The organism is Diaphorobacter sp. JS3051 (assembly GCF_015832135.1).
Taxonomy (GTDB): domain Bacteria; phylum Pseudomonadota; class Gammaproteobacteria; order Burkholderiales; family Burkholderiaceae_C; genus Diaphorobacter; species Diaphorobacter nitroreducens.
Genome location: NZ_CP065406.1, coordinates 1,839,497 through 1,863,810, shown reverse-complemented (window position 1 = coordinate 1,863,810; position 24,314 = coordinate 1,839,497). Strand labels below are relative to the sequence as shown.

General features: G+C 62.8%; 17 protein-coding genes, 1 tRNA gene and 2 pseudogenes. 6 read left to right on the top strand and 14 right to left on the bottom strand.

Going from position 1 to position 24,314, the window contains the following annotated elements; translation table 11 throughout:
- Positions 1–2 precede the first annotated feature (2 nt).
- From I3K84_RS08905 to I3K84_RS08860, 11 genes and pseudogenes are all read right to left on the bottom strand, one after another.
- The gene (locus I3K84_RS08905; RefSeq protein ID WP_196995929.1) at positions 3–1,418 is read right to left on the bottom strand and encodes an ATP-binding protein; all 1,416 of its coding nucleotides are present in this window, start codon (positions 1,416–1,418) and stop codon (positions 3–5) included.
- Positions 1,419–1,435: 17 nt separating this feature from the next.
- On the bottom strand, positions 1,436–4,228 hold the full coding sequence (locus I3K84_RS08900) for a helicase-related protein (RefSeq protein ID WP_196995928.1): 2,793 nt from the start codon (positions 4,226–4,228) through the stop codon (positions 1,436–1,438).
- A 21-nt stretch (positions 4,229–4,249) separates the two neighbouring features.
- The gene (locus I3K84_RS08895) at positions 4,250–9,547 is read right to left on the bottom strand and encodes a DEAD/DEAH box helicase (protein WP_011804277.1); all 5,298 of its coding nucleotides are present in this window, start codon (positions 9,545–9,547) and stop codon (positions 4,250–4,252) included.
- Positions 9,548–9,561: 14 nt separating this feature from the next.
- Positions 9,562–9,816 (bottom strand): annotated as a pseudogene (locus tag I3K84_RS22235) (cell filamentation protein Fic); the annotation flags it as partial.
- 22 nt (positions 9,817–9,838) lie between these two features.
- Positions 9,839–10,918 (bottom strand): IS630 family transposase, encoded by a 1,080-nt coding sequence (locus tag I3K84_RS08890; protein ID WP_005801445.1) that lies wholly within the window; start codon positions 10,916–10,918, stop codon positions 9,839–9,841.
- 74 nt (positions 10,919–10,992) lie between these two features.
- A pseudogene (locus tag I3K84_RS08885) lies at positions 10,993–11,784 on the bottom strand (Fic family protein); the annotation flags it as partial.
- 131 nt (positions 11,785–11,915) lie between these two features.
- On the bottom strand, positions 11,916–12,965 hold the full coding sequence (locus tag I3K84_RS08880) for an integrase (RefSeq protein ID WP_196995926.1): 1,050 nt from the start codon (positions 12,963–12,965) through the stop codon (positions 11,916–11,918).
- Positions 12,962–13,630 carry a replication protein RepA gene (locus I3K84_RS08875; protein WP_231403470.1) on the bottom strand — a complete coding sequence of 223 codons (669 nt, stop codon included), beginning with the start codon at positions 13,628–13,630 and terminating at the stop codon, positions 12,962–12,964. Before I3K84_RS08875 ends, I3K84_RS08880 begins: the two co-directional genes overlap by 4 nt.
- 648 nt (positions 13,631–14,278) lie before the next feature.
- Positions 14,279–14,617: a hypothetical protein gene (locus tag I3K84_RS08870; protein WP_011804283.1), complete on the bottom strand. Its 339-nt coding sequence runs from the start codon at positions 14,615–14,617 to the stop codon at positions 14,279–14,281.
- Between the two features lie 226 nt (positions 14,618–14,843).
- Positions 14,844–14,920: transfer RNA gene (locus I3K84_RS08865), tRNA-Pro, on the bottom strand.
- A 25-nt stretch (positions 14,921–14,945) separates the two neighbouring features.
- Entirely contained in the window at positions 14,946–15,929 is a 984-nt protein-coding gene (locus I3K84_RS08860; protein ID WP_011804284.1) for a polyprenyl synthetase family protein, read from the bottom strand.
- 172 nt (positions 15,930–16,101) lie between these two features.
- Here I3K84_RS08860 and rplU point away from each other — a divergent pair, with 172 nt between their 5' ends.
- The 4 genes from rplU (at position 16,102) to proB (ending at position 19,124) form a co-directional block, all read left to right on the top strand.
- A complete protein-coding gene (rplU, locus tag I3K84_RS08855) occupies positions 16,102–16,413 on the top strand; it encodes a 50S ribosomal protein L21 (protein ID WP_011804285.1) in 312 nt (103 codons plus the stop codon).
- A 17-nt stretch (positions 16,414–16,430) separates the two neighbouring features.
- Positions 16,431–16,688: a 50S ribosomal protein L27 gene (gene rpmA, locus I3K84_RS08850; RefSeq protein ID WP_011804286.1), complete on the top strand. Its 258-nt coding sequence runs from the start codon at positions 16,431–16,433 to the stop codon at positions 16,686–16,688.
- A gap of 146 nt (positions 16,689–16,834) precedes the next feature.
- Positions 16,835–17,908, top strand: a complete 1,074-nt coding sequence (cgtA, locus tag I3K84_RS08845; RefSeq protein WP_172206347.1) for an Obg family GTPase CgtA — start codon at positions 16,835–16,837, stop codon at positions 17,906–17,908.
- A gap of 73 nt (positions 17,909–17,981) precedes the next feature.
- Positions 17,982–19,124, top strand: coding sequence for a glutamate 5-kinase (gene proB, locus I3K84_RS08840; protein ID WP_012655755.1), 1,143 nt, complete (start codon positions 17,982–17,984; stop codon positions 19,122–19,124).
- A 46-nt stretch (positions 19,125–19,170) separates the two neighbouring features.
- Here proB and I3K84_RS08835 read toward each other — a convergent pair whose 3' ends face one another.
- Positions 19,171–19,860: an RNA pyrophosphohydrolase gene (locus tag I3K84_RS08835; RefSeq protein WP_011804289.1), complete on the bottom strand. Its 690-nt coding sequence runs from the start codon at positions 19,858–19,860 to the stop codon at positions 19,171–19,173.
- 90 nt (positions 19,861–19,950) lie between these two features.
- On the opposite strand from I3K84_RS08835, the gene I3K84_RS08830 reads away from it, so the two are divergent.
- Both I3K84_RS08830 and I3K84_RS08825 read left to right on the top strand, forming a co-directional pair.
- Entirely contained in the window at positions 19,951–21,696 is a 1,746-nt protein-coding gene (locus I3K84_RS08830) for a proline--tRNA ligase (RefSeq protein ID WP_047349968.1), read from the top strand.
- Complete coding sequence (locus I3K84_RS08825) at positions 21,693–22,373, top strand: lytic transglycosylase domain-containing protein (RefSeq protein ID WP_047349969.1); 681 nt, start codon at positions 21,693–21,695, stop codon at positions 22,371–22,373. Before I3K84_RS08830 ends, I3K84_RS08825 begins: the two co-directional genes overlap by 4 nt.
- Before the next feature lie 86 nt (positions 22,374–22,459).
- On the opposite strand, the gene I3K84_RS08820 is transcribed toward I3K84_RS08825, so the two are convergent.
- Positions 22,460–23,776 carry a hemolysin family protein gene (locus I3K84_RS08820; RefSeq protein WP_047349970.1) on the bottom strand — a complete coding sequence of 439 codons (1,317 nt, stop codon included), beginning with the start codon at positions 23,774–23,776 and terminating at the stop codon, positions 22,460–22,462.
- Positions 23,777–23,951: 175 nt separating this feature from the next.
- The gene (gene grxD / locus I3K84_RS08815; protein ID WP_011804293.1) at positions 23,952–24,281 is read right to left on the bottom strand and encodes a Grx4 family monothiol glutaredoxin; all 330 of its coding nucleotides are present in this window, start codon (positions 24,279–24,281) and stop codon (positions 23,952–23,954) included.
- Positions 24,282–24,314 lie beyond the last annotated feature (33 nt).

The window sequence follows — 24,314 nt, the reverse complement described above, 5'->3', positions numbered from 1 at the left end:
GCTTATTCGGTGGCCTCGTCGATGACTTCCCAATGGCCGCCCTTGGTGGGGCCATGGCGGCGCAGCTTGCCGGTGCGCTTGAGCTGGTTCAGGTGGTACTTGACGCCGTTGGTGCTCAGACCAGTGGTCTGCATCAGCTCAGGCACGCTGGCCGTAGGGCGCTGCCGCAGGAGTTGAAGCAGGGTTTGCTGGTGTTTTCTTGGTGTTTCTTTGGCGTTGTCCGAGTGTTCCAGGCCAGTCTTTGGGCTGGTTTTTGGTCCAGTCTTTAGGCCAGTCTTTGGGGTGGTGGCCGGTGTTTCTGTCCCAGTGTTTGGGTGAGTCTTCTTTGCGTCGGCTTGCGCCACGGCCTCCAGCGCCGATGGTCGCTTGAAGCGGGTGATGAACAGGCCGCCGATTTCGATGAAGCTGGCATCCGGTGCGTTTTCCAGAATCAGCGGCACCCCCCGGCCCCAGGCTTCCACCAGATGAATGCGGCGCAGCAGTTCGGCGATTTTCGGGTTGCGGCGGCGGGAGACGTTGCCCTGGCGTATTTCGTCAAAGGTCAGGTTGCCGTAGAGGCTGCCAGGGCTGCGGATTTCCAGCCGATCCTTGAACACGGCGACCTGCACGAAATCCGGGTCGCGCCAGTCGCGGTGGCAGAAGGCATTGACCAGCGATTCGCGGATGGCCTTGAGGGAGATTTCGGGTACGTCCACGCGGCGCAAGCCTTCCAGCCTCATGCCGATGTGGATGTTTTTCAGGATGTACTTCTCGGCCTCCTCGATCAGTTCGAGGATGTCGCCGTCGAAATCATGACGATCGATGATGGTGGAGCTGGTGTGGGTGGCAAATACGGCGCAGCGCAATTGGACGGGGGCGCGGGCAAAGAACAGCTTGGCTGCGTTGACGGGTGTGCCTTGGCGTAACAGATCGAGTTTTTCCAGGGCGCTGGCTGGGGCGCTTTCTGGCAGGTTGGCCAAGGTGAGGAAGTGGCTGATTTTTTCGGGTGCCAGTTGTTCCAGCGTCAGGCCGCTGGGTTCGTTTTCCCAGCGCAGCGCGTCGCGGTTGCGTTCCAGGATGAGGCTTTGGAGTTCGCTGGCGCTGAGTTTCTTGTCTTCATCGGCCACGCGGATGTAAGCGCGTCCGTAAGCGAAATACGGTGACTGCCAGCCTTCGGTCTCGACTTTCAGGCAGGGCTTGCCGTCCACCACCTGGCGGCTGATGTGCGGGTAGATGGCCGGTTCGATGTGCGCGGCAATGGCTTGAGAGACGTCGCGCAGGGTTTTCTCGTTCACGTCCAGGCCCACGGCCTTGCCATTGGGCGCGATGCCGAACCACAGCTCGGCCTGGCCGTGCTTGTTGAGCATGGCGGCCAGCGAGACCAGGCCCTGTTTGAGTTCCGCCAGGGATTTTTTGAACTCCCTGGTTTCGGTTTCCATGGCGCTGGGGGCGTTCATCACAACGCATCCGGCAGCAGCACGTACACGCCCATCACGTCCACAGGCAGGCAGGGGCTGACGCTGTATTGGCCCACGTCGCGCGCGGCCTCGCGCACGCGATGGTGGTCGGCCAGCAAGTTGTCGGCGCGCCGTTGGGCCAGTGCCTGCAATTGCTCGGGGTGCGCGGCCAGGAAGGCGATGGCCTGGCGTACTTCGCGCTGCACGGCGTCCGGGGGCAGGTTGCCGCTGGGCGTGCATTCGAGCAGGCGGGTGGCCTGGTCATTCACCAGCCATTCGGGCTGGGTGCGGCCGCGCACGGCCAGGGCCACGGTTTCCTCGGCCATCATCTGGAAGGGCTCGCGCCGGCGCACGTAGCTGAGCTGGTGGCGCAGACGCAGTAGGTACAGCGTGGTGGCCACGTCCACGTCGTTGGTGAGTGTGGCGGCGCAGCGGGCAGCCAGGGGGTGCGCCGCGCCCAGGGCGTCTTCCAGCAGGTGCTGAGCGAAGAGGCCGACGAGGGGGTGGCTGCGGTGCAGTTCGCTCCAGTCAATCAGTTGAGGCGCGGCCAGCCCTTCGTCGGACAGGCGCAGGCGCAAGGCTTCGGGCATGTGCTGGGGCAGCAGGCGCATCTGGTGGGGGCGGCGTGTGCCCTCCAGCGGCGCGCCCAGGCGCACGCAGGCGCTTTGCAGAAAGCGCTGCACGTCTGCCAGGGTGCCCAGGGCCTGCTGCTGTTTGTGCCATTCGGGCAGTACTTCGTTGGGGCGGATGCGGCGCTGCGCGAAGACGGTGCGGTTGGCTTTGGCTTTTTCGAGGGCGTCTTGCCATTGAGCCTGCAGGGGGGCGAGCAGGCGCTCGGGTTCGCCAAAGTCGAAGGATTCTTGCCGCATGGGGGCTTGAGCCCGGTGTTCGCGGCGCATCAATGCGGCCTTGACCAGGGCCTGGTTGATGCGGGCGTCGTCTTCGGGCAGGGGCACCATCACGCCCAGCTCTTTCTGGATAGCCTCGCCCTTGCGCAGGATGACTTTGAGCACGAAGCCGTCGATGGGGTTGTCCTGGCCGTAGAGCATGGTGCAGCGCACCTCGGGGGCCTGCTGGCCGAAGCGATCCACCCGGCCTTCGCGCTGTTCGTGGCGCGTGGGGTTCCAGGCCAGGTCGTAGTGGACGACGGCGGTGAAAAGGTGCTGGAGGTTGATGCCTTCAGAAAGGCAATCGGTGGCCACCAGGATGCGGCTGTCGGCTTCGGCCATGTCTTCGACTCGCTCGCGGCGCTCTTCGGGTGTGAGCTCGCCGGTGATGGCGTCGATGGTGGCCTGAGGAAATGCGGTTTTGAGGTGTTCGGCCACGTAGTGCGCCGTGGCGATGTAGCGGCAGAACACGACGGGGTGGTATCCGTCCTTGAGCAACTGGTCTACGTGCTGGATGAGTGCGGTGAGCTTGGGGTCGCCCTTCTGGCCCGAGAGGCGTTGGGCCGAGGCAATCAGCGCTTGCAGGCGGGATGCGTCTTGTACCTGTGCGGGGGGTTCCAGGTCGCTGCTGGAGAGGTCGTCGGCTTCACCATCGTGCAGGCGTTCGTCGGTCAACAGGTCTTCTGCGGTCTCGCTGCCTTCCAGTCGGGTGGTGAGTGCCTTGACGGCCGCCGCCGGGGACGAGGCCACGCAGCGCAGCAGGGCCAGGGTGGCGTACCACATCAGGCTGGTGCCGCCTGCGGTGCCTTGGCGTTCGGCGGTTTCTGCGAGTTCGCGGCAGTAGTCCTGCACGGCGTCGAAGAAGTTGCCCCAGTCGCCGCTGAGTTGGTAGGTCAGCTCGGTTTTCATGCGCCGGGCGAAGCCGCGACCGTCTTCTGTTTCGGCCTGCCATTCGGCAATGTCCTTGCGGCGGCGCTGTACGAAGTGGCGGGCCAGTTCCTGGCGTAGCGAGTCGCTGGCGGACATGCGGCCTTGCAGGGCCGCAAAGCGTGTGTCCAGCAGGGACAGCAGGTTGTAGAACGCTGCTTCATCGCCCGAGTGGGGCGTGGCGGTGAGCAGGATGAGGTGGCGGTGCGCGTTGCTGGCCAAGCGTTGCAACAGCTCGAAGCGCAGTTGCTTGCCCGCGCCGCTGCTGGCGCAGGTGTGGGCTTCGTCCACGATGATGCATTCGGGCGCGGTGGCGATGAATTGCTCGCGGTGACGCTCGCTCTTGATGTAGTCCAGGCTCACCACCACGACGGGGTGGTGGTCGAACAGGGGTACGCCGTGGGGCAGTTCGCGCTCCACCCGCGCGGCCGAGGCGGCGGTGAGGGCCACGGCGTGCAGGTTGAAGCGTTCTTCCAACTCGGATTGCCATTGCTCCACCAGGTGCGGCGGGCAAAGCACGGCCAGGCGGGTGACTTCGCCTCGGTCCATCAATTCACGGGCAATGAGGCCGGCCTCGATGGTTTTGCCAATGCCCACGTCGTCGGCGATCAGAAGGCGCACGGTGGACAGGCGCAGCGCCATTAGCAGAGGCACCAACTGGTAGCCGCGCGGCTCTACGGCGATGTTGCCGAATGAACGGAAGGGGCCCGCACCGGCGCGCAGGGTCAGGCGCAGGGCATCGCGCAGCAGGAGGGCGGCGGCATGGTTGCCGGCGCGTGCGGGATCGGGTGCTTCGAAGGTAGCGTGCTCTACGGGCAGCAGTTCGAGTTCTGGTATGAGGGCGATGGTCTCGTCCTCCACACCTCCGAGGGGCCGCAGGCGCAGCCAGTCGCGGCGCGATTCGGTCTGCACAACCCATTCGCGGCCTCGGGCGCGAACCAGGTTGCCAGGCAGGAAGTCGTGGGCAAGTGTGGTCATGGAATGCGTGATGGAGGTACGTCAGCAGGTGGCGCCAAACACGGCATGGTGTTCAGCAAAGCGCGCGGCCCAATGCTCGGGCTCGGAAAAGTCCAGCACCTGCCAGCCTTTGTCCTGCAAGGTTGCTGTGATACCTGCATCGACCGGAGTGAGAAAAACCAGTGCGCGGGCTGCCTTGTACTGGGCTGCGGCGGTGGCTGTGCCCTGGTTGACGGGAAGATTCAGTGCATCGGGTGGGGCGAGGCCCGCCTGGTTCAGGGCTGCTAACCAGCGTGATTCCAGTGAGTCGCCAGCTATGGCTGCCTGGGTGCCATTGGCGGCCGCCTGCTCACCATCTTCAAGGAGGCGGGGCTTCACCTGGGCGTTGGCCAGTGCCACCAACAGAGCGAGCGCCTCGGGGTTGCGGCGGTTGATGTGTTCGTGGTCTGGCTGGTTGAAATACGACAGCAGGCATTGGTAGCAGCCTGCTTCGCAAATGTGGTTGCCCAGGGCGTCGGTGGCTTCTTGGGAGGGCAAGTCTTCCAGTCGCCAGGTGCCGTCGGCAGGGGGGCGGTAATGGATGAGTTGCAGGGCGTTGCTGGCCACTTGAGCAAGGCTGGCGGGGTCATTGGCCAGGCGGGTGAGTACGCCCGCACCGCCTTCGGCGGCTTCGTAGAACAGCAATGCGCGGCGCTCCGCCTGCTTGGGCAAGGGCTCGGCCACCAGCTCGGACTCTTCGATCTGGAAGGACATCTCGATGCCGCGCTTGAGGGCGGCTTGTAGCGTGGCCATGGCCTCCAGCGGGAGTGCATGCACCGGGGCAAGGATCAACAAATTGCGATGGTCTTCCACGAAGGGCACGATGCGCTGGTTGGGCACTTTGTCCAAGAGTGCGTCGTCGTTGCTTGTGTCGTCGCTCGCATCGGGGGCGTCCTGCTTGCTCCAGGTGCCGGTGATGGGGTTGATGTAGAAGCCCAGTTGTTCCTTGTCTTTGCGGCGGCGCCAACCCCGGTTGATGCGCCAGATGCGTGCGGCGGGCGCGTAGGTGAGTTCGGCGAGGATCTGCTCTGCCTGCAGCACATCGGCTTTCTGTTTTTGAATCTGTCCATCGGGCCCGGGCAGGAAGCGGTAGGTGGTTTGCAGCTCGAAGCCTTGGCGCTGGCGCTCTTCGTCGTTGATGGAGATGCGCTCGACCGGCACGGTTTCCACGGTTTCGATGCGATAGAGATCGCGCACCCAGTCGGTTTCGGTCAGCAGGGCGTCGCAGTTTTCACAGCGGTTGACCAAGGGTTGGCTGCCACCCTGCTCTCCCAGGTGGCCGTAGCCGCATTGGCTGCACACCAGGGATGTGATGGTGGATAGCTGGCTGTTGCCGGAGATGTGGTCGGCATTGCCGACGTTGAGCTTGGCGCGCACCACGCGGTACATTCGACCCTGGTGGTAGATGAGGCTGCGTGGGCCGAATTCGGAGAGTGCCAAAAAGCGCGGGCGGCTGACCATGCTGCCTTCGTCGTCCTTGCCACTGGTGGTTTGCCCGCCGCGCGCGGGAATCCAGGCCATGAGGGGCAGGCGGGGGAAGTTGTAGCCGGGCAGAAAACCCTGGCTGGCGAGGTAGCGGTAGGTGTAGAAGTCGGTGTTCTGGCCATTGCCTGACTTAAGCAGCACCGCATATTGGCGCGCAGCATCGCCATAGCGGCGTTGGGCGTTTTGGCGCTCGGCGTGCGAGGCGGTATGGCTTTTGACGATGTGGTCGGCCATGTCCATTTGTTGGCGGGTCGCGTCAAATAGCACGCGCCAGCGCTCCAGGGCTCCCGAGAATTGCTGGGGAGCGCGGTCAATGACCTGTTGCACGTACTCGGGTGTATACCAGTGGCTGTCGTTGAGTTCTGCCTGTAGTTGTTCAATCACGCCGTGGGCGCTGGACAGTGCACGGGCCCGCACGTCGGGAGTCGTGAAGGCGTCCAGGTACGCCGGCTTCAGTGGTTTGCCTTCCTGATCGAGATCGAGCATGGGGGCAATGCTGGGGTCCAACTTCATCTGGGTGCTGGCCAGCCAGACCGCCTGCAGGTGGCTTTCCACGAGGTCGCGATTGGCCAAGTCCAGGGTCGGCGCACGCACCACGCCATGCACCATGTCGTTGGCGTGGTGGAAGAACCATTGGTCGTGCGGGCTGAGTGCCGCGCAATAGGTCACCACCAGGGCTTGCTGGCCTGAGCGCCCGGCACGCCCGCTGCGCTGCGCGTAGTTGGCGGGGGTGGGCGGCATGTTGCGCAGGTACACGGTGTTGAGCGCGGAAATGTCCACGCCCAGTTCCATGGTGGGCGAGCAGAACATTACGGGCAGGCGCTCCAGCGGTGCTTCGTGTGCTGGGTTTTGTGCCCAGTCGTTGCGGTCTTTGTCGGTGTAGCGAAAGCGCTGTTCCAGTAGTTGTCTGCGCGGCGCATCCACTTGCGCGGTATGTTCCTGTGCTTCGAACTCGAACAGGGGGTGCGATGGCAAGCGCAGCAGGTCAGCGATGCTGAGGTAGAGCTCACGGAAGAACGTGTTGATCCGGCTGTTTTCGTCCTGGGGCTGTTCTGCCGTCAGGCACCAATCCAATGCGGCGGCGTTGAGGCGCCAGCCGGCGAGGTCCGTATCGATGGCGTACTTTTGCACATAGCAGTTACTCGCAGCGTGCAGCAAGTCTTGGACCAGTTCTACCCACTCGGTATCTTTCCAGTGTTTGGTTTCGGTGGCGAAGACCGAGTCTTGCCAAAGGCTGGATGTTTTGACGAGGCGCAGAAGGCGTGAGCGAGGGCCTCCGGTGACCAAGTCAGCACGCGGTTTACCTTTGTATTCAGGGCGCTTGCCAAGGATGAGATAGCGGCCCGTTTCCAGTTTTTCATCAGGAGCAAATGCCCAGCGTTCGGTGAGGTAGGTGTGGCCGCTGGTACGGGCTTTGTCGTGCTCGACGGGATCGAGATAACGGGTTTCGAGGCACAGGTGGCTGCGCAGGTGGTCAAAAAGCAGGTTGCACAAGCGGGCACGGTCAGCCGGTTTGAGCTTGGCAAGCACTTTGTTTTTTGCGAATGCACCAGTGTCTGCGCAGAATTCGTCCAGGCCACGATAGCGAATGGACAACAGCCCCAACTGGTCAAGATTCGGGTTGTTGTAGCGCCAGCCACGGCGCAGGTCGCGCAGCAATCGATAGGCGATGATGAAGCGTAGTGTGCGCTGCGCCTGCTGTCGTGCCGGTCCCATGAGCTTGGGTGATCGGAGGTATTCGACCAGCGTGCCCTGATCGACTTGGCCAAAGCCTAGCGCCTTGAAAACGGCTTCGGCCAATTGTTCTTCATCGAGTACGCCAGAGTTGTCCTGCAATGCGCCGATGAGGCCCGCACGCAGAGTGAGTAGAAAAATGAAGTCGTTGAAGTGACCGGCTTGCAGGGCGGCATCCTGTCTGTTATCCGTGAAACCCAGCAACTTGCGGGGATCGGGTTGGCCATGTGCGGGATTGGGTAGTGCAAAGAGCTGCTGCAGGGCACTGAGCGCGATCATCGTTGTGGCCGATGATCGACCCTCTCCAGAGAGGCTGGACAGACGGTTGGCGTCTTTGCCGTGTGCCTCATGCACCGTGCCGCAACTCAAGCAAAAGCGGAATTTGCCGGGGATAAACCAGAAGGCTTCTCCGGCACCTTCGTGCCCCTGGGGATCAACGGCCACATGGTAAGGGATCGCCTTTTTGTAAGCGGGTTTGATCTTGGGCTCATTGCGACTCAGATCCAGCCAAGTCTCAGGCAGGTCTTCAAGCTGCCCGGTGTATGGCTGCTTTGGGTTGACTGGGCACAGAAAACCGTAGCTGGCATCCTCACTGTCGTCGGCACTGACGTCGTCGATTTCTCGCGGCAAGTAGATGGTGGGATGCTGCCCAGACTGCCAAATTGGCAGGTACTCCTGCCCACAGTCTCGGCAAAAGTGGGCGGGGTAGAGGTGCACGCCCTCGGCCTGACGCCCTGGGGCAAAGCGCTGCGCATCCAGGGTGATGTGGCGCTGGCCCGTCGGCTCCAGCGTGGTGAGCACCTTGCCGGGGCCGCTGATGAACTGGTGTAGCTTGAAGGCGAAAGGCGGACGACCTTGGGGTGTGCGAACGTCATGCGCGGCCACCAGAAAACGCTGCAGGGCCATGCGGGCCTGAGAGACAGAGCATTGGGCATCTCGTGCCAAATCTTCGCTGGCGGTCTGGATGGTTTTTGGCTTGGCGCGGCGCGGTGGTTCGTCGTCGGGTAGCTCGATGCCCAGGTTGAGTTCCACCCAGATGGCCAGAGGGTCGCGCTGGAAGGTTTGGAAGTCAGGCCATTGGTGGGTTTCTCGTGCGATGGCGGCAGGCAGTTCGGCTGCGATGGCTGAAACGTCCTTGAGCGGGTCGGTGACGCGCTCAAGGGTCTCCCCAATCACGTCATGCTCGCTGATGCATGCGCCAAAGAGTTTGGAGGCAACTTCTGCGACGGTGCGATTGCGATCCGCCTCGGTGCCTGCGCTGGACATGGTGGCTGAGGTGCCAATGCACACCAGCTTGTCGGCCTTGAGCCGCTCACGCAGGCGGCGTACGAGCAAGGCCACATCCGCCCCCTGGCGGCCTCGGTAGGTGTGGAGCTCGTCGAGCACCAGAAACTCCAGCCCTTCGCAATGGTCCACCACCTTGCGATCCACATCGTCAAAGCGGGTGAGTATGTACTCCAGCATCATGAAGTTGGTGAGCAGAATGTCCGGCGGGTTGTCGGCTATGGCATCGCGCTCAGGGTTGCTTTCTTGCCCGGTGTAGCGGGCGACGGTGAAGGGCCGCTGATCGGGGGCATAGCCGTGCAGGAATTTGTCCAGCTCTTCCAGCTGGCTGTTGGCCAAGGCGTTCATCGGGTAGATGACGATGGCTCGGGTGCGTTGTTTACCGCCTTCTGCCTTGGCCTTGATGATTCGGTCGATGATCGGAATGAAGAATGACAGCGATTTGCCGGAGCCGGTCCCGGTGGTCACGACATAGCTTTGCCCTGACTGGCCTTTGGCGAGTGCCTGCAACTGATGGGCATAGAGGTGCAGGGGTTGCGGGTTTCCCTCCGGCTTGCCAGCCTGGAATACGTCGGCGCAAACGGGATGAAGCACGCCCTCGGTTGCCAGCGTTTGCACCGTGCCTTTGCGTTGGTAGTTGGGGTTGATCTGTACGAGAGGCTCTGGCCAGTAGCGGCCATCTTGGTACTGGCTCTCGACTTCTCGTTGAATGTCGGGAGCGGCAATGCGGACAAAGCTGCGTGAGAAGTTGCTGTAGCGCTCGACTAATTGATTGCGAAACTGAAAAACGTCATCCACGGTGCAACCCTTTCTTACCTGTTCTGCGTGTGCTGCCACTTGGCATTTCTGCCTTTGCCTGTCGGCTCTATCAGTCCCTCGGCTTTCATGGTGCGCAAAGTCAAACGCACCATGTCGCGGCTTACGCCGGGACAAGCCTTCTCGATCTCCGAGATGGAAAAAGGCAATCGGTGTTTCAGGATCTCTGTGCGCACTCGGTCGCCTTTGGCGCCGCGCCCTCGTTCGATAGTGCCTATCCGATCCTCGAATTCCTCGTAGGCGCGCGCTAATGTGGTGTCTCAAAAGTAATCATCAAATAATGGTACTCGCTGCCCGCGCCACAGATGCCAAGATGGTGTCCGCACTTTTATGCCACACGAACGGCTTGGGATCCTCGTTGTGACGATCAATGTATTCCCGTATGGATTGCTCCAGCTGAGCAACGCTGGTGTGGGCGCTGCGCTTGATCCACTGCTCGCTGATCTGGCTAAAGAAACGCTCGACCAGATTGAGCCAGGACGCTGAGGTGGGCGTGAAGTGAACGTGGTAGCGAGGATGGGCTGCTAGCCAGGCCCGCACTGCCTGCGTCTTGTGCGTGCCGTAGTTGTCCATGATCAGGTGGATGTCTTGTTCGCCAGGCACCGCTGCATCGATGGCTTTGAGGAACTGCAGGAATTCCACACTGCGGTGACGGCGCTTGAGCTGTCCTATGACTTTGCCAGTGGCCACATCCAGCGCTGCAAACAGCGACGTTGTGCCATGGCGCTTGTAATCGTGCGTGCGCGTGCTGGGTTTGCCAAACGTCAGTGGTAACCCTGGTTGGGTGCGATCCAGAGCCTGGATCTGGCTCTTCTCGTCCACGCACAGCACCAAGGCGCGATCGGGTGGTGCCATATACAGCCCCACCACATCCCGTACCTTGTCCACGAAATGGGGATCCGTCGATAGCTTGAAGGTTTCTTGCAGGTGCGGCTTCAGCCCAAAGGCATGCCAGATGCGCTGCACCGTCGCGGGCGATACGCCAGCGTGCCGACTCATCTGGCGCACGCTCCAGTGCGTGGCGTTGTCAGGCTTGCTCTGGCGAACCTTGTCCACAATGAGCTGAACCTGCTCGTCGCCCACACTGCGCGGGCGGCCAGCGCGCGGGGCATCGGTCAAACCCGCCAGACGATACGCCCGGTAGCGCCGCCGCCACTTGGAGACAGTTTGCACCGTCGTGCCCAAGCGTTGGGCAATCATGGTGCCCGACTCCCCATCTGCGCAGCCCAGCACGATTCGCATGCGCAGCTTCTCGTCCTCGGGCGCTTTGCGTACGCGCAGTCGCGCATGCAGCTCTGCGCGCTCGGCATCGGTGATCTGCAGCTTCGTGGCGGGGCGTCCAGGGTGGGCCATCAGCGTAGTCTCCTATAAGGAAGCTGATTCGACCAACACCGGTCAAAATAGTTCTATCTATTTTTGAGACACCACACTAATGTTCCCCAGAAGTAATCGAACCAGGGGGTAATGTTGTGGATACCCTCATGCCAGCCTTGCAAACTGGCACCTACCGCTGTGCAGTAGTCCTCTTTAGAGTTCTCGAAAATGCGTTCCAGGCTGATGAAGCGGCCCACGGCATAGTCGAAGTGGCAAAGCAACTGCAAGCTCAGTAGCCTGGCCATGCGGCAGTTGTTGTCCGGGAATGGATGGATACAGAGGAAGTCGAAGATGACCAGTGGGACCAGTACCAACGGGTCGGCCAGTTGCTGATCGAGCGCCGTACGGTAGCGTGCTACCAAGCTTTCCATTGTCACGGGCGTGAGGTGTGCAGCGACCGGGTGAAAACTGTAGCCGGAGAGGCCCTCGATGATGTCGCTGTCGGCAGTCCTCCACTGCCCGCCTGGCTGTCGCATGTAGCGGTGCAAAGTGGCATGGAGTTGGAGGACGATACTCTCTGAAAGAGGCATCCGATCACCGCCGTCACATATCAATTTCAGGGCATCGCGATAGCCCGCTATTTCTTGCTCTGCACGATTCTGCGGCGTCACCTTTTCCAGTGCGAGGGACTTGAGTCGGTGCCCGGCCACAGTGACACCATTGAGTCGGGTGGACGATTCGATGGAGTCGGCGATGGCCACGCGACGCACGTCATTCAAGACCTCGGGCAACTGAGCTATATGGAGCGGTTGCCTGCCTCGCTGCTCACCCAGGGTGCGCAGCATCGCCAGTTGCCGTGCATTGAAGCGCAGCTTGGCGATGTATTCGGGCGAGAGCGAGTGCATGCAGAAGCATTTGGATACGATGAATTGAGGTAATAGTACCGAAAATCGAGGGAATTTTCGTGGAAATTACCCCGATAAGCGACGATCCTTCGTCTGCGGCGCGACGCGCCGCCCAGGCGGGTAGTCAGGTCTTACGGTGCCAGGTCGCCACGCCGCTTTGTGCATGGCCCTCGACGACGTGGTTTCACTGGGCGCTGTGAGTCAATGCGCGCAGGACGAACGCGCTCTCCTTTGCTGGCTTGACCAGCAGTGCCGTACGCACGCCGGGTTTCGGCGCTGATGTGTCCCAAGCTGCGGCTTGTAGCCTCGTCGTCACCATTGGCCTTCATGTCTGCGGCAAATTGGTGGCGGAAGCAGTAGGCCGTAATCGGCTGCTTGTGTTTGGGCCACAGACTACGGGCCAGACGGCGTATCTCCACAGTCAAATTGACAGCGCTGCTGATCTGAGCGAAAACCTGTGGCTCTGGCTGAGCATCCAGCAGTCCGTTGACGACAACGATGAAGGGGTGAGGGTCTTTCGCGTCGTAGGTGATTGTCCGAACCGGCTGGCCCTGCGAGGCTTTGACTTTTGCTCCCGCAATGCTGAAATGGATCAGCGATCTGCCACTGGCTGCCTCCTTGGTACGCCAAACGTGAATGCCATTCACCAGCTCACTCGGACGGCATCCCGTCAAGCTCAGCAGGATGAGGGGAAACAGATACCGACCGCCTGCTGCTTGCTTGCACAGGGTGGTGCGCCAGTTGGTCGGCAGTCCAGCCAGGGCCTGGCGTTTGCTGCGACGTTTGGCGCGTTGGCCTGTCATGCCTTCCTGTCGCAAGCGTTGCAGCGTTTGCAGGTTCTTCAGTTGCAAAAGCAGCCTTATGTGCAAGATTTCTGCCGCTTTTACCACCGGCGCATTCAACTGCTGCGTCAGCTGTTGCTGCTGCGTGCAAAGGAAATGCTGTAGAGCCGCCAGGCGCTTTCGAAATGTCGCAACACTAGTTGTTGACTGAACCACATAGAACAGGCCGCCTTCGACGTGTCGGGCACGCCGAAGGAGCTGCTGAGCTTGTCGCTCATACTCCATCTCGGTTTTGGGCGAGGCACTTCGGGGCTCCCGCGCATCTCGTGAGAACATGGCATCCAGGATCGCTCGGCAGCGTTTTTCCAATTCCTGCAGTTTTTTGAGCAGATCGTTCATGCCGCTTCCTTTGTGATTGGTGAAGTAGCTTTCATCGGCAGCCAGGTCCTGGTGGGGACGGGTGGTGGTGACTGGCGCAGTTCGATGCCACCGCGTTGAATGCAGGCCCTTGCAGTGGGATAAACCATCAACACCTTGTCCAGGGCAGTCTTGAAGCTGGTGCAGAAGTCCCCGAGGCCATGCTTACCGACGTATTCGTGACCGAACTGGTCTTTGAGCGTATGCCACGGCAGCCACAGTGGCCGATGGTTGAGCCGGTAAAGACGATGTGCCAACCAGGCATACACATCAATCGCCAACGCTGATCCGCGCAGGACGTGCAATGCGCGCGCATCCAAGGGGACTGAATGCTGCACAAGCTCGTCAAAGAACTCGGTTTCGAGCACGAGAGTGCCCGGCCATGTCGCGCGTTGGTTGTGGGCAGACGGGAGCCAAGCATCGATGCGTTTGATCACCGATTCGTTGATTGTGCGTCCACGAAAGCCCAGCTGTATCCTGCAAGCAGCCAGCGCGTGCAGCTGCTGTCGCAGTGTGCAGTACCGGCGCCCTTGCTGGTCGAAGCCGAGCATTCCCAAAAATTCAGCTGCGCTACGGCCGAGGAATATTTCGCGGGAGTTGGAGCGTCTAGCGATAGTAGAAATCCAGATGAGCGCAAGACGCGGCATGCTTCCGTAAGGTACAGGCTGTAGAACCGGGCCATCGCCTACGTCAAGGACTCCTGCCTGCACGTGCAGCCATCCTTCCCCGGCTTGTCGCAGAAATTCGCGACTTGGGACGTGGCGTCGAGGAAATCCAAGCGAGCACAACAGCGAATAGTGGAAGGCTAGGTCATCGCCAACGGGTGGGGTGGCACGGATCAGTTCGCTGCTCGCAAGCAGTTTGTCGTGCGATGTGTGGGCCTTCACTTTTGACCCCCTGCACGATTTCGGATCGGTGCGTTTCGCTGCTCCCAGCGCGCTCGCGAAAGTTGCTCAATCTTGGTTGGCCGCCCTCGTGACCTTTTGGTTGGAGGGGGGAGTGCTGGACGATTGGACTCAATCCATTCCAAAACTTCATGCTCGTACCAGCAGAGCCGTCGGCTGTGCGGCAACTTGAATGGCCTTGGGATCAAATGAGCGTACTTGCGATTGGTCGCGCATGTACGGATCGTGTTTGTTGTCTTTCCGAGCAGCGCTGACAGCTGCTCGACGAAAAGTATTTTGGGCAGCTGGCCTTCTGCAGCTGCATGAGATGCTTCGAACATTTATCACTCTTCACTGGTCGTCAGCGGCGTGGCCGCCGAACGCCACGCGCTATGCGCGCGGCACCTGGGGTCAGTGAAGGTGAGGCCGAGGAGGAGGCGTGTCGGTGCTCGGCTTGAAATCGATCAGATTGTGCGAAGGCGGCGACGGGAGATGCCGCTCACCCTGCAAGACAATTCGTAGCGTGAGCCAAGGAAACGCATAGAAAGGCGCCCCTGCCAAGATTAGCAGCGCGCAGACCAATGCAAGCATCATCAACTTGCCAGCGATTGGGCCGAGCCAAGATAGCGCTTGAATATGCTCGGCCGAAAAAACAGCGCAATGGCCCAGCAGACCAACCGCACAGGACACCGCAATCACCCAAAATGCGGCGATCTCGATCGCGGGAGGCTGCTTGCGGTAGAGCTTCACGTAGATGCTGCTGTCAATGACTATGAATGACAGTACGGTAAGGGCACACCCGCGTGGTCGTCAAGTATCTTTCACGTCGAGAACGCCCGTCGGTGTCGCAAGCATGGAGAGCATTGGGACAAATTTGGGACAACGATGGGACAAATTTACTCTCAATCGGCATGAATGACGATTCAAAGCAAAAAGCCCAAGTGATTGATTCACATGGGCTTTTTCTGTGGTTTCCTGGTCGGGGTGAGAGGATTCGAACCTCCGGCCTCTACGTCCCGAACGTAGCGCTCTACCAGGCTAAGCTACACCCCGATCGCGTCCCCGAACCGCCCGGAATTCAAGTCCGGCGTTCAAGTAGCTGAGCCGCTAATTGTAGCAAACCTTTGGTGTATGGATTGGCGGGAAGCTTGGCGGCGGCATCCATCGCCAGCCGGGCCTGAGCGGCGGCCGCGTCGCGGGTGGCGGTCAGGGCGCCTGTCTCGCGGATGATGGCGATGACGGGCTGGAGTTCGTCGGCGCTGCCTGTTTCGATGACGTTGCGCAGCAACTCGCGCTGCGCCTGGCTGCCGCGCTGCATGGCGATGATGAGGGGGAGCGTGACCTTGCCCTCGCGCAGATCGTCGCCGAGGTTCTTGCCCATCTCCTGCGCGTCGCCGTCGTAGTCCAGCACGTCGTCGATGACCTGGAAGGCCGTGCCCAGCGCCTGGCCGTAGTCGGCGCAGGCCTGTTCGATGTCGGGCGTGCTGCCGGCCAGGATGGCGGCGAGCCGGGCGCTGGCCTCGAACAGCTTGGCGGTCTTGGAGCGGATGACGTGGAGGTATCCGGCCTCGTCCAGGGACGCGTCATGGGTGTTCATGAGCTGTTGGACTTCCCCCTCGGCGATCACGTTGGTCGCGTCGGCCAGCACTTGCAGGATGCGCATGCTGCCTGCCTCCACCATCATCTGGAAGGAGCGTGTGTGCAGGAAGTCGCCCACCAGCACGCTCGCCGGGTTGCCGAAGGTCTCGTTGGCGGTGGGCCGGCCGCGGCGCAGGGTGGATTCGTCCACCACGTCGTCGTGCAGCAGGGTGGCCGTGTGGATGAATTCCACTACCGCCGCGAGGTTGAATCGCTGCTCCCCCTTGTATTCGAGCGCGCCGCAGGTCAGCAGCAGCAGCGCCGGGCGCAGGCGCTTGCCGCCCGCCGAGATGATGTACTGGGCCACGCTGCCCACAAGCGGGACGGACGATTGCAGCCGCGCTGCAATGACCTTGTCCACCTCCCGCATGTCGTCGGCAATCAGGGCGAGGGTGGCGGCGGTGCTGGGGGAGTTGGCGGCCAAGGTGATCGGTGGTGGTGAAGTGAAGCGGCAATTATAGGAAGCGCCCCAGGGGGCCTGGGGACCCCTGGGGCGCTGTGTCGCGTTGCCTGGATCGGTTTCGGGTGCTTGTGATAGAATCTTCGGTTCTGTGGAAATCCGTCCGCAGAACTCCAATTTCAGATTCGAGGTTTACATGTACGCGGTCATAAAAACCGGCGGCAAGCAGTATCGCGTTGCCGCTGGCGAAAAAATCAAGGTAGAACAGATTGCTGCGGAAGTAGGCCAGGAGATCGTGATCGACCAGGTTCTGGCAGTCGGCAACGGCGCTGAACTCAAGGTCGGCACGCCCCTGGTGTCCGGCGCAACGGTGAAGGCTACGGTCGTGGCCCACGGCAAGCACGACAAGGTGCGCATCTTCAAGCTGCGCCGTCGCAAGCACTATCAGAAACGTCAAGGCCATCGCCAGCAGTTCACCGAGCTGCAGATCCAGGCGATCGCCGCTTAAATCAGGGAGCTGATCTCATGGCACAGAAAAAAGGCGGCGGCTCTACGCGAAACGGGCGCGATTCCAAGCCCAAGATGCTGGGCGTGAAGGCTTACGGTGGTGAGCTGATCAGCGCCGGCTCCATCATCGTGCGCCAGCGCGGCACGCGCATCCACCCCGGCGTGAACGTCGGCGTGGGCAAGGACCACACGCTGTTCGCCCTGGTGGATGGCCATGTTTCCTTCGGCACGAAGGGCGCGTTGTCCAAGCATACGGTCAGCGTGACGCCTGCTTAAGGCCCTTCGCCGCTGAAGCGACAACAAAGCCCCGACCCGTCGGGGCTTTGTTGTTTTCAGCGCCTGGCGCAGCCGCGCGCATGCGTGATGGCACCCTTTTGCGCACCCTCCAGCGCCCAGGTGCGCTTTTTGTAAACTGGATACCCATGAAGTTCGTCGACGAAGCCTTTATCGACGTTGCCGCAGGTGACGGCGGCAACGGCTGTGTCTCGTTCAGGCACGAGAAGTACAAGGAGTTCGGGGGGCCCAACGGCGGCGACGGCGGGCGTGGCGGCCACGTGTTCGCCGTGGCCGACCCCAATCTCAACACCCTGGTCGACTTCCGCTATTCACGCCGGCACGAGGCCAAGCGTGGCGAGCACGGCATGGGCTCCGACATGTTCGGCGCGGCAGGCGCCGACATCACGCTCAAGATGCCCGTGGGCACCATCATCAGCGACGCGGATACCGGCGAGCTGCTGTACGAGCTGCTCACGCCGGGCGAGGTGGTCACGATCGCCAAGGGCGGGGACGGCGGCTTCGGCAACCTGCGCTTCAAGAGCGCCATCAACCGCGCGCCGCGCCAGAAGACGCCGGGCTGGCCCGGGGAGCGCAAGAGCCTGAAGCTGGAGCTCAAGGTGCTGGCGGACGTGGGGCTGCTGGGCATGCCCAATGCCGGCAAATCCACCTTCATCGCCGCGGTCTCCAACGCGCGCCCGAAAATCGCCGACTATCCGTTCACCACGCTGCACCCCAACCTGGGCGTGGTGCGCGTGGGGCCGGAGCAGAGCTTCGTGGTGGCCGACATCCCCGGCCTGATCGAGGGCGCATCCGAGGGCGCGGGCCTGGGCCACCAGTTCCTGCGCCACCTGCAGCGCACGCGGCTGCTGCTGCACGTGGTGGACATGGCGCCGTTCGACGAATCCGTCGATCCCGTGGCGCAGGCCAAGGCCATCGTGGCCGAGCTCAAGAAATACGACACCCAGCTGTACGAGAAGCCCCGCTGGCTGGTCCTCAACAAGCTGGACATGGTGCCATCCGAAGAGCGCGCTGCGCGGGTGAAGGACTTCGTGAAGCGCTTCAAATGGAAGGGCCCCGTGTTCGAAATCTCCGCGCTGACGCGCGAAGGCTGCGAGCCCCTGGTGCAGTCCATCTTCCAGCACGTGCACGCCCAGCAGCTGGCGCAGAATGCGCCGGCTGAGGTGGACCCGCGCTTCGCAGGTGAGCCACCGCGTGGGTGATGCGAGGATTGCTATTTAATTTATAGCTGTTGGCGCTTGCCTGACAAGCGCTAGGGCCTAATTTCTTATAAAAATGGTGTCCAGTGTATTGCGCGACGCGCGTCGCATCGTGGTCAAGGTAGGGTCCAGTCTCGTCACGAATGAGGGACGGGGGCTGGACGAGGTGGCCATTGGGGAGTGGTGCCGCCAACTGGCAGCGCTGGTGCGGGGGCAGGGGGGCGAGCCGCGCGAGGTCATCATGGTCTCCAGCGGAGCGATCGCCGAAGGCATGAAGCGCCTGGGCTGGAGCAGCCGCCCCGGCGAGATCCACGAACTGCAGGCCGCTGCCGCCGTGGGACAGATGGGGCTGGCGCAGATGTACGAGACCAAGCTGCGCGAGCAATCCATGGGCAGTGCGCAGGTGCTGCTGACCCATGCCGACTTGGCGGACCGCGAGCGCTACCTGAATGCCCGCTCCACCCTGCTGACGCTGCTGCGCCTGGGCGTGGTGCCGGTGATCAATGAGAACGACACCGTAGTCACCGATGAGATCAAGTTTGGTGACAACGATACTCTGGGGGCTCTCGTCGCCAACCTCGTCGAAGCCGACGCGCTGGTGATCCTGACCGACCAGAAGGGGCTGTACACCGCCGATCCGCGGCGCGACCCGCAGGCGCAGTTCGTCCACGAGGCACAGGCTGGCGATGCGGCGCTGGAGGCGATGGCCGGCGGCGCGGGCTCCAGCATCGGCAAGGGCGGGATGATCACCAAGATTCTCGCGGCCAAACGTGCGGCGGGCTCGGGTGCTTCCACCGTCATCGCATGGGGGCGGGAGCCGGACGTGCTGCTGCGGCTGGCCCGGGGCGAATCGATCGGCACGTTGCTCGTGGCGCAGACGCAGAAGAACCAGGCGCGCAAGCAGTGGATGGTGGACCACCTGCAACTGCGCGGCTCCGTGACGGTGGATGCCGGCGCGGCGGCCAAGCTGCGCGAAGACGGCAAGAGCCTGCTGCCGATCGGCATGGTGGCGGTGGAGGGCGACTTCGTGCGCGGCGATGTGATCGCGGTGCGCGACGCCGGCGGCACAGAGATTGCCCGCGGTCTCGCCAACTATGCGAGCGCCGAGGCGCGCCTGCTGTGCCGCAAGCCTTCCGCAGAGTTTGAGCGCCTGCTGGGGTACGCGGCCGAACCGGAGATGGTTCACCGCGACAACATGGTGGTGCTCGGCGCGCGATGACGCTTAAGAAGGGTGCGTCTTGCGGACGCGTGCCTTCTTACACACGCTAGGCGTCCAGTGGTTTCTTGGGGACGGGCAGGGTAGGCAGCGCCTCCAACGGCGCTGGCACGCTGTTTTGCGGGTCAGGGTCGAAGCTGGCGCCCGGAGGCAGTTCCATACCGGGCTTGACCAACAGTGAACTGGTACGGGGCAGCGAGGCTTGGCCGCTGCTCTCGTGCTCGCGCGTACGCATGCCGCTGCGCAAATAGCGGTTGCGCTGTTCATGGCGCGGCAGAAAACGCGCCAGTTCAGTCAGCGCCATCTCATATACGCCTCGCTTGAACTCGACCACCACGTCCAGCGGAACCCAGTAGTCGTTCCAGCGCCAGGCATCGAACTCTGGATGGTTGGTGGCGCGCAGGTTCAGGTCCCAATCGTGCCCCAGCAATTGCAGCAGGTACCAGATCTGTTTCTGACCCTTGTAGTGTCCGCGTGCATCGCGGCGGATGAACCGGTCTGGCACCTCGTAGCGCAACCAGTCCCGCGTACGGGCAATCACACGCACCTGGGGCGGCAGCAGTCCTACCTCTTCGTGCAGTTCCCGGAACATGGCCTGCTCGGGGGTTTCTCCGCGGTCGATGCCGCCTTGAGGGAACTGCCAGCTATGGGTGCGTATGCGCTTGCCCCAGAATACCTGGTTTCTCTGGTTGAGCAGGATGATGCCGACATTTGGGCGGAATCCGTCCCGGTCGAGCATAATCTAACCCCAAATTTTTAAAACTGCGGTCATTATGCACGCTACCTCGCGTGCGGCAAGCGCACCCGCCCCAGTTGTCAAGCCCGTTCGATGAAAGCTTCCCAATTTTTCATTTCCACCTTGAAAGAGGCGCCTGCCGACGCCGAGGTTGTCAGTCACCAACTCATGATGCGCGCAGGCCTCATCAAGAAGTTGGGTGCCGGGATTTACAACTACATGCCCATGGGCCTGCGCGTGATCCGCAAGGTGGAAGCCATCGTGCGCGAGGAGATGAACCGCGCAGGTGCCGTGGAATGCACCATGCCCGTGGTGCAGCCCGCCGAGCTGTGGCAGGAGACTGGGCGCTTCGACAAGATGGGCCCCGAGTTGCTGCGTATTCACGACCGCCATGGGCGTGACTTCGTGATCCAGCCCACCAGCGAGGAAGTGGTCACTGACATCGCACGCCAGGAGCTGCGCAGCTACAAGCAGCTGCCCAAGAACCTCTACCAGATCCAGACCAAGTTCCGCGATGAACGCCGCCCGCGCTTCGGACTGATGCGCGGGCGCGAATTCATCATGAAGGACGCCTACAGCTTCGACCGGGACCAGGCCGGCGCCAAGGCGAGCTACCAGGTGATGGCCCAGGCCTATCGCCGCATCTTCGACCGCTTCGGCCTGCGCTACCGCGCCGTGGCGGCGGATTCGGGCGCCATCGGCGGCGACTTGAGCGAAGAGTTCCAGGTGATCGCCGCCACGGGTGAGGACGCGATCGTCTACTGCCCCGCCAGCGATTACGCGGCCAACATGGAAAAAGCCGAAGCGCTGGCCCCCGCGGGCGCGCGTCCCGCGGCCAAGCAGCCGCTGACGGTGACACCCACGCCCGGCAAGAGCACCTGCGCGGACGTGGCCGAACTGCTGAGCGTGCCGCTGAGCACCACGGTGAAGTCGCTGGTGCTGGCCACGGACGAAACCGACGCGGCGGGCGAGATCATCCGCAGCCAGGTCTGGCTGCTGCTGCTGCGCGGCGACCACGACATGAACGAGATCAAGGTGGCCAAGGTGCCGGGCCTGGACGCGGGTTTCCGCTTTGCCACCGTGGCCGAGATCGTGGACCACTTTGGCTGCAAGCCGGGCTACCTGGGCCCGCTGAACCTGCAGAAGCCGGTGAAGCTGGTGGTGGACCGCGACGTGGCCGTGATGGCCGACTGGATCTGCGGAGCCAACCAGGAAGGTCACCACCTCACCGGCGTGAACTGGGGCCGCGACCTGCCGGAGCCCGACATGGTGGCCGACCTGCGCAATGTGGTGGCTGGCGACCTGTCGCCGGACGGCCAGGGGGAACTTGCCATCGAGCGCGGCATCGAAGTCGGCCACGTGTTCTACCTCGGCACCAAGTATTCCAAAGCCATGAATGCCACCTTCCTCGGCGAAGACGGCAAGCCCGCCTTCTTCGAGATGGGCTGCTACGGCATTGGCGTCACGCGCCTGCCGGCAGCAGCCATTGAGCAGAACCATGACGAGCGCGGCATCATCTGGCCCGACGCCATCGCCCCGTTCACCGTGGTCATCTGCCCCGTGGGCATGGACCGCAGCGAAGCCGTCAAGGCACAGGCCGAGTCGCTGTACGCCGACCTGCTAGCCGCCGGGGTTGACGTGATCCTGGACGACCGTGGCGAGCGCCCGGGCGCCATGTTTGCCGATTGGGAACTGATCGGCGTGCCCCATCGCGTGACCATTGGCGACAAGAGCCTCAAGGAAGGGCAGGTCGAATACCAGCACCGCCGCGATGCATCTGCCACCAAAGTGGGCGTGGCGGACATCCTGGCGCATGTGAAGGAACGGCTGGCAGCATGAACGCGGCGGGAGGTGGTCCAATGACCGACGAACGGCAGGGCCGGCTGTCGCGCCGCGCCTGCCTGGCTTCGCTGGCGGCGGGGCCGGCTGCATGGCTGGGCGTGGCTGCACCTGCGCATGCGGGGAGCCAGCTGGAGGAGCCGTTGATCGATTCCGTGCGCACCGCGCTCAGCTCCGCCGTGGCAGACCTGGCACCGCCCGAGCCGCTGTTTGCCTCCACCGAGGCACGCCTGCTGTATCTGCGCTGGCTTGGCACCATGAGCGACCGCCTGCGCCGGCGCAAGCCCGAATGGGAAGTGCGCCGCGACTTCCTGCAGACGGTGTGGTACGAGTCCAAGCGCTCGGGGCTGGATGTGTCGCTGGTCATGGGCCTGATCCAGGTGGAGAGCGCGTTCCGCAAGTTCGCCGTCTCTCCGGTGGGTGCGCGCGGCTATATGCAGGTGATGCCATTCTGGACCCGCGTGATCGGTGATGGCGACCCGGGCAAGCTGTTCCACATGCAGACCAACCTGCGCTTTGGCTGCGTGATCCTGCGCCACTACCTCGACCGCGAGCGGGGCGACCTGTACATGGCGCTGGGCCGCTACAACGGCAGCCGGGGCAAGGCGCCGTATCCGAGCGCCGTGTTCGCAGCGCAGCGCAACTGGTTCTTCCAGGAGCGTACTTCGGACGCCTGATCTACCGTCGACCAGCGGGGCCATACCGCGTCTTGCGGATGGCCACACACGCCGGCAGGTGCTGCCCTTGTCAGCAGCGCCGCCCCTTATTCAACGGGCAGCACTGGTTTGGACGCGCCTTCCAGCCTTGACACCATCACCTGGTCGATGCGATAGCTGTCCACGTCCAGCACTTCGAACTTGTAGCCCCCGAAGGTCACGCTGTCGGTGCGGCGCGGCACCCGGCGCAGCATCACCATCAGAAAGCCCGCCAGGGTCTCGTACTCATCGGCGTGCGGCAGCTCGTCCAGGCCCAGGGCGTGCAGCACGTCGGACACGGGCGTGGTGCCGTCGATGAGCCAGGAATTCTCGTCGCGGCGCACGATCTGCTCCTCGTCTGCCGGGCCCACCAGGTCACCCATCACCGTGCTCATCACATCGTTGAGTGTGACCACGCCCACGACCAGGCTGTATTCGTTGACGATGACGGCGAAGTCCTCATGCACCTGGCGGAACTGCTCCAGCACTTCGGCCAGCGACAGCCGGTCCGGCACGATGAGCACCTTGCGTACCAGGCCTTCGTCGGCCAGCGAGATGGGCTGGTTGTTCAGCACGCGCTGGAACAGGTCCTTGGCGTCCACGTAGCCGACCACGTGGTCGATGTCGCCTTCGCACACGGGGTAGGTGGAAAACGGCTCGGCCGCAATGCGCGCGCGGATCACCGTGTCGGGATCGTCGCGCAGGAAATAAGCCACGCGGTCGCGCGGCGACATGCTGCTCGCCACACTGCGCGTGTCCAGCTCGAACACATTCTCGATCACCTGCTGCTCGCGCGCGGCCAGCACACCGGCGCGTGCGCCAGCTTCCATCATGGCCAGGATGTCATCGGAGGTGACGCGGTCGTCGCGCAGCGCGTTCATGCCCAGCACGCGGAACAGCAGGTCCGCGCAGCGGCTGTACAGCCATACCACGGGCCGCAACAGCGCCATGGTGGCCTGCATGGGCGCCACCACGCGCAGCGCCAGGCGCTCGGGCTCCGCCATGCCCATGCGCTTGGGGAACAGGTCGGCAAACAGGATGAACAGCGACGTGATGACGGTGAATGACAGCAGGAAACCCGCCGTCTGCGCATGCGATGCGCCCAGCCACATACCGAAGAAGCCGGAGAAGTGCGGGCTCAAGGTGCCTTCGCCCACGATGCCGCCCAGCACGGCCACGGCGTTCTGACCGATCTGCACGGCGGTGAAATAGTCGCCCGGGTTTTCCTGCAGCCGCAGCACGCGGTCGGCGCGGTGGTCCCCCTCGTCGGCCAGCTGGCGCAGCCGCAGGCGGCGCGATGCCGCAAGGGAAATCTCGGCCAGCGAGAAGAAGGCACTGGCCCCGATGAGGGCGGTGATGACGATCAGGCTTTCGGACAAAGGCATGGAGCGAGGATGCAATGCCGCGCGCCTGTCGTGCAGCGGGGTGTGCCAAGCACGCAGACACGGGGCCACAGGTGCCGCCAAGTGTAGCGGGCCCGCGTGGCGGGGCGCTGCGCGCCGGCGGACAAAAAACCGCCCGAAGAGGGCGGTTGGTCCATTGGCGGCAGGACGCGGCGCTTCAGGCGGCGTCGCCGGTGCCCAGCACCTGCTGCAGTTCGCCGGACTCGTACATCTCCATCATGATGTCCGAGCCACCGATGAACTCGCCCTTCACGTAGAGCTGGGGGATGGTGGGCCAGTGGCTGTAGTCCTTGATGCCCTGGCGGATCTCCTGGTCGTCCAGCACGTTCACGGTGGCGATGTTCTTGGGGTCCACGCCGCAGGCCTTGAGGATCTGCACGGCGCGGCCCGAGAAGCCGCACATCGGAAAGCTGGCGTTGCCTTTCATGAACAGCAGGATGTCGTTGGTCTTGACCAGTTGGTCGATGCGTTGCTGGACGTCGCTCATGGGGTTCTCCTGAAGGGGGGCGCCCTGGGGCAG

Coding starts and splice junctions, on each gene's coding strand:
- I3K84_RS08905 (WP_196995929.1), bottom strand. CDS start 1,418: ATGGAAACCGAAACCAGGGAGTTCAAAAAATCCCTGGCGGAACTCAAA.
- I3K84_RS08900 (WP_196995928.1), bottom strand. CDS start 4,228: ATGACCACACTTGCCCACGACTTCCTGCCTGGCAACCTGGTTCGCGCC.
- I3K84_RS08890 (WP_005801445.1), bottom strand. CDS start 10,918: ATGGCCCACCCTGGACGCCCCGCCACGAAGCTGCAGATCACCGATGCC.
- I3K84_RS08880 (WP_196995926.1), bottom strand. CDS start 12,965: ATGAACGATCTGCTCAAAAAACTGCAGGAATTGGAAAAACGCTGCCGA.
- I3K84_RS08875 (WP_231403470.1), bottom strand. CDS start 13,630: ATGCCGCGTCTTGCGCTCATCTGGATTTCTACTATCGCTAGACGCTCC.
- rplU (WP_011804285.1), top strand. CDS start 16,102: ATGTACGCGGTCATAAAAACCGGCGGCAAGCAGTATCGCGTTGCCGCT.
- rpmA (WP_011804286.1), top strand. CDS start 16,431: ATGGCACAGAAAAAAGGCGGCGGCTCTACGCGAAACGGGCGCGATTCC.
- cgtA (WP_172206347.1), top strand. CDS start 16,835: ATGAAGTTCGTCGACGAAGCCTTTATCGACGTTGCCGCAGGTGACGGC.
- proB (WP_012655755.1), top strand. CDS start 17,982: ATGGTGTCCAGTGTATTGCGCGACGCGCGTCGCATCGTGGTCAAGGTA.
- I3K84_RS08835 (WP_011804289.1), bottom strand. CDS start 19,860: ATGCTCGACCGGGACGGATTCCGCCCAAATGTCGGCATCATCCTGCTC.
- I3K84_RS08830 (WP_047349968.1), top strand. CDS start 19,951: ATGAAAGCTTCCCAATTTTTCATTTCCACCTTGAAAGAGGCGCCTGCC.
- I3K84_RS08825 (WP_047349969.1), top strand. CDS start 21,693: ATGAACGCGGCGGGAGGTGGTCCAATGACCGACGAACGGCAGGGCCGG.
- I3K84_RS08820 (WP_047349970.1), bottom strand. CDS start 23,776: ATGCCTTTGTCCGAAAGCCTGATCGTCATCACCGCCCTCATCGGGGCC.
- grxD (WP_011804293.1), bottom strand. CDS start 24,281: ATGAGCGACGTCCAGCAACGCATCGACCAACTGGTCAAGACCAACGAC.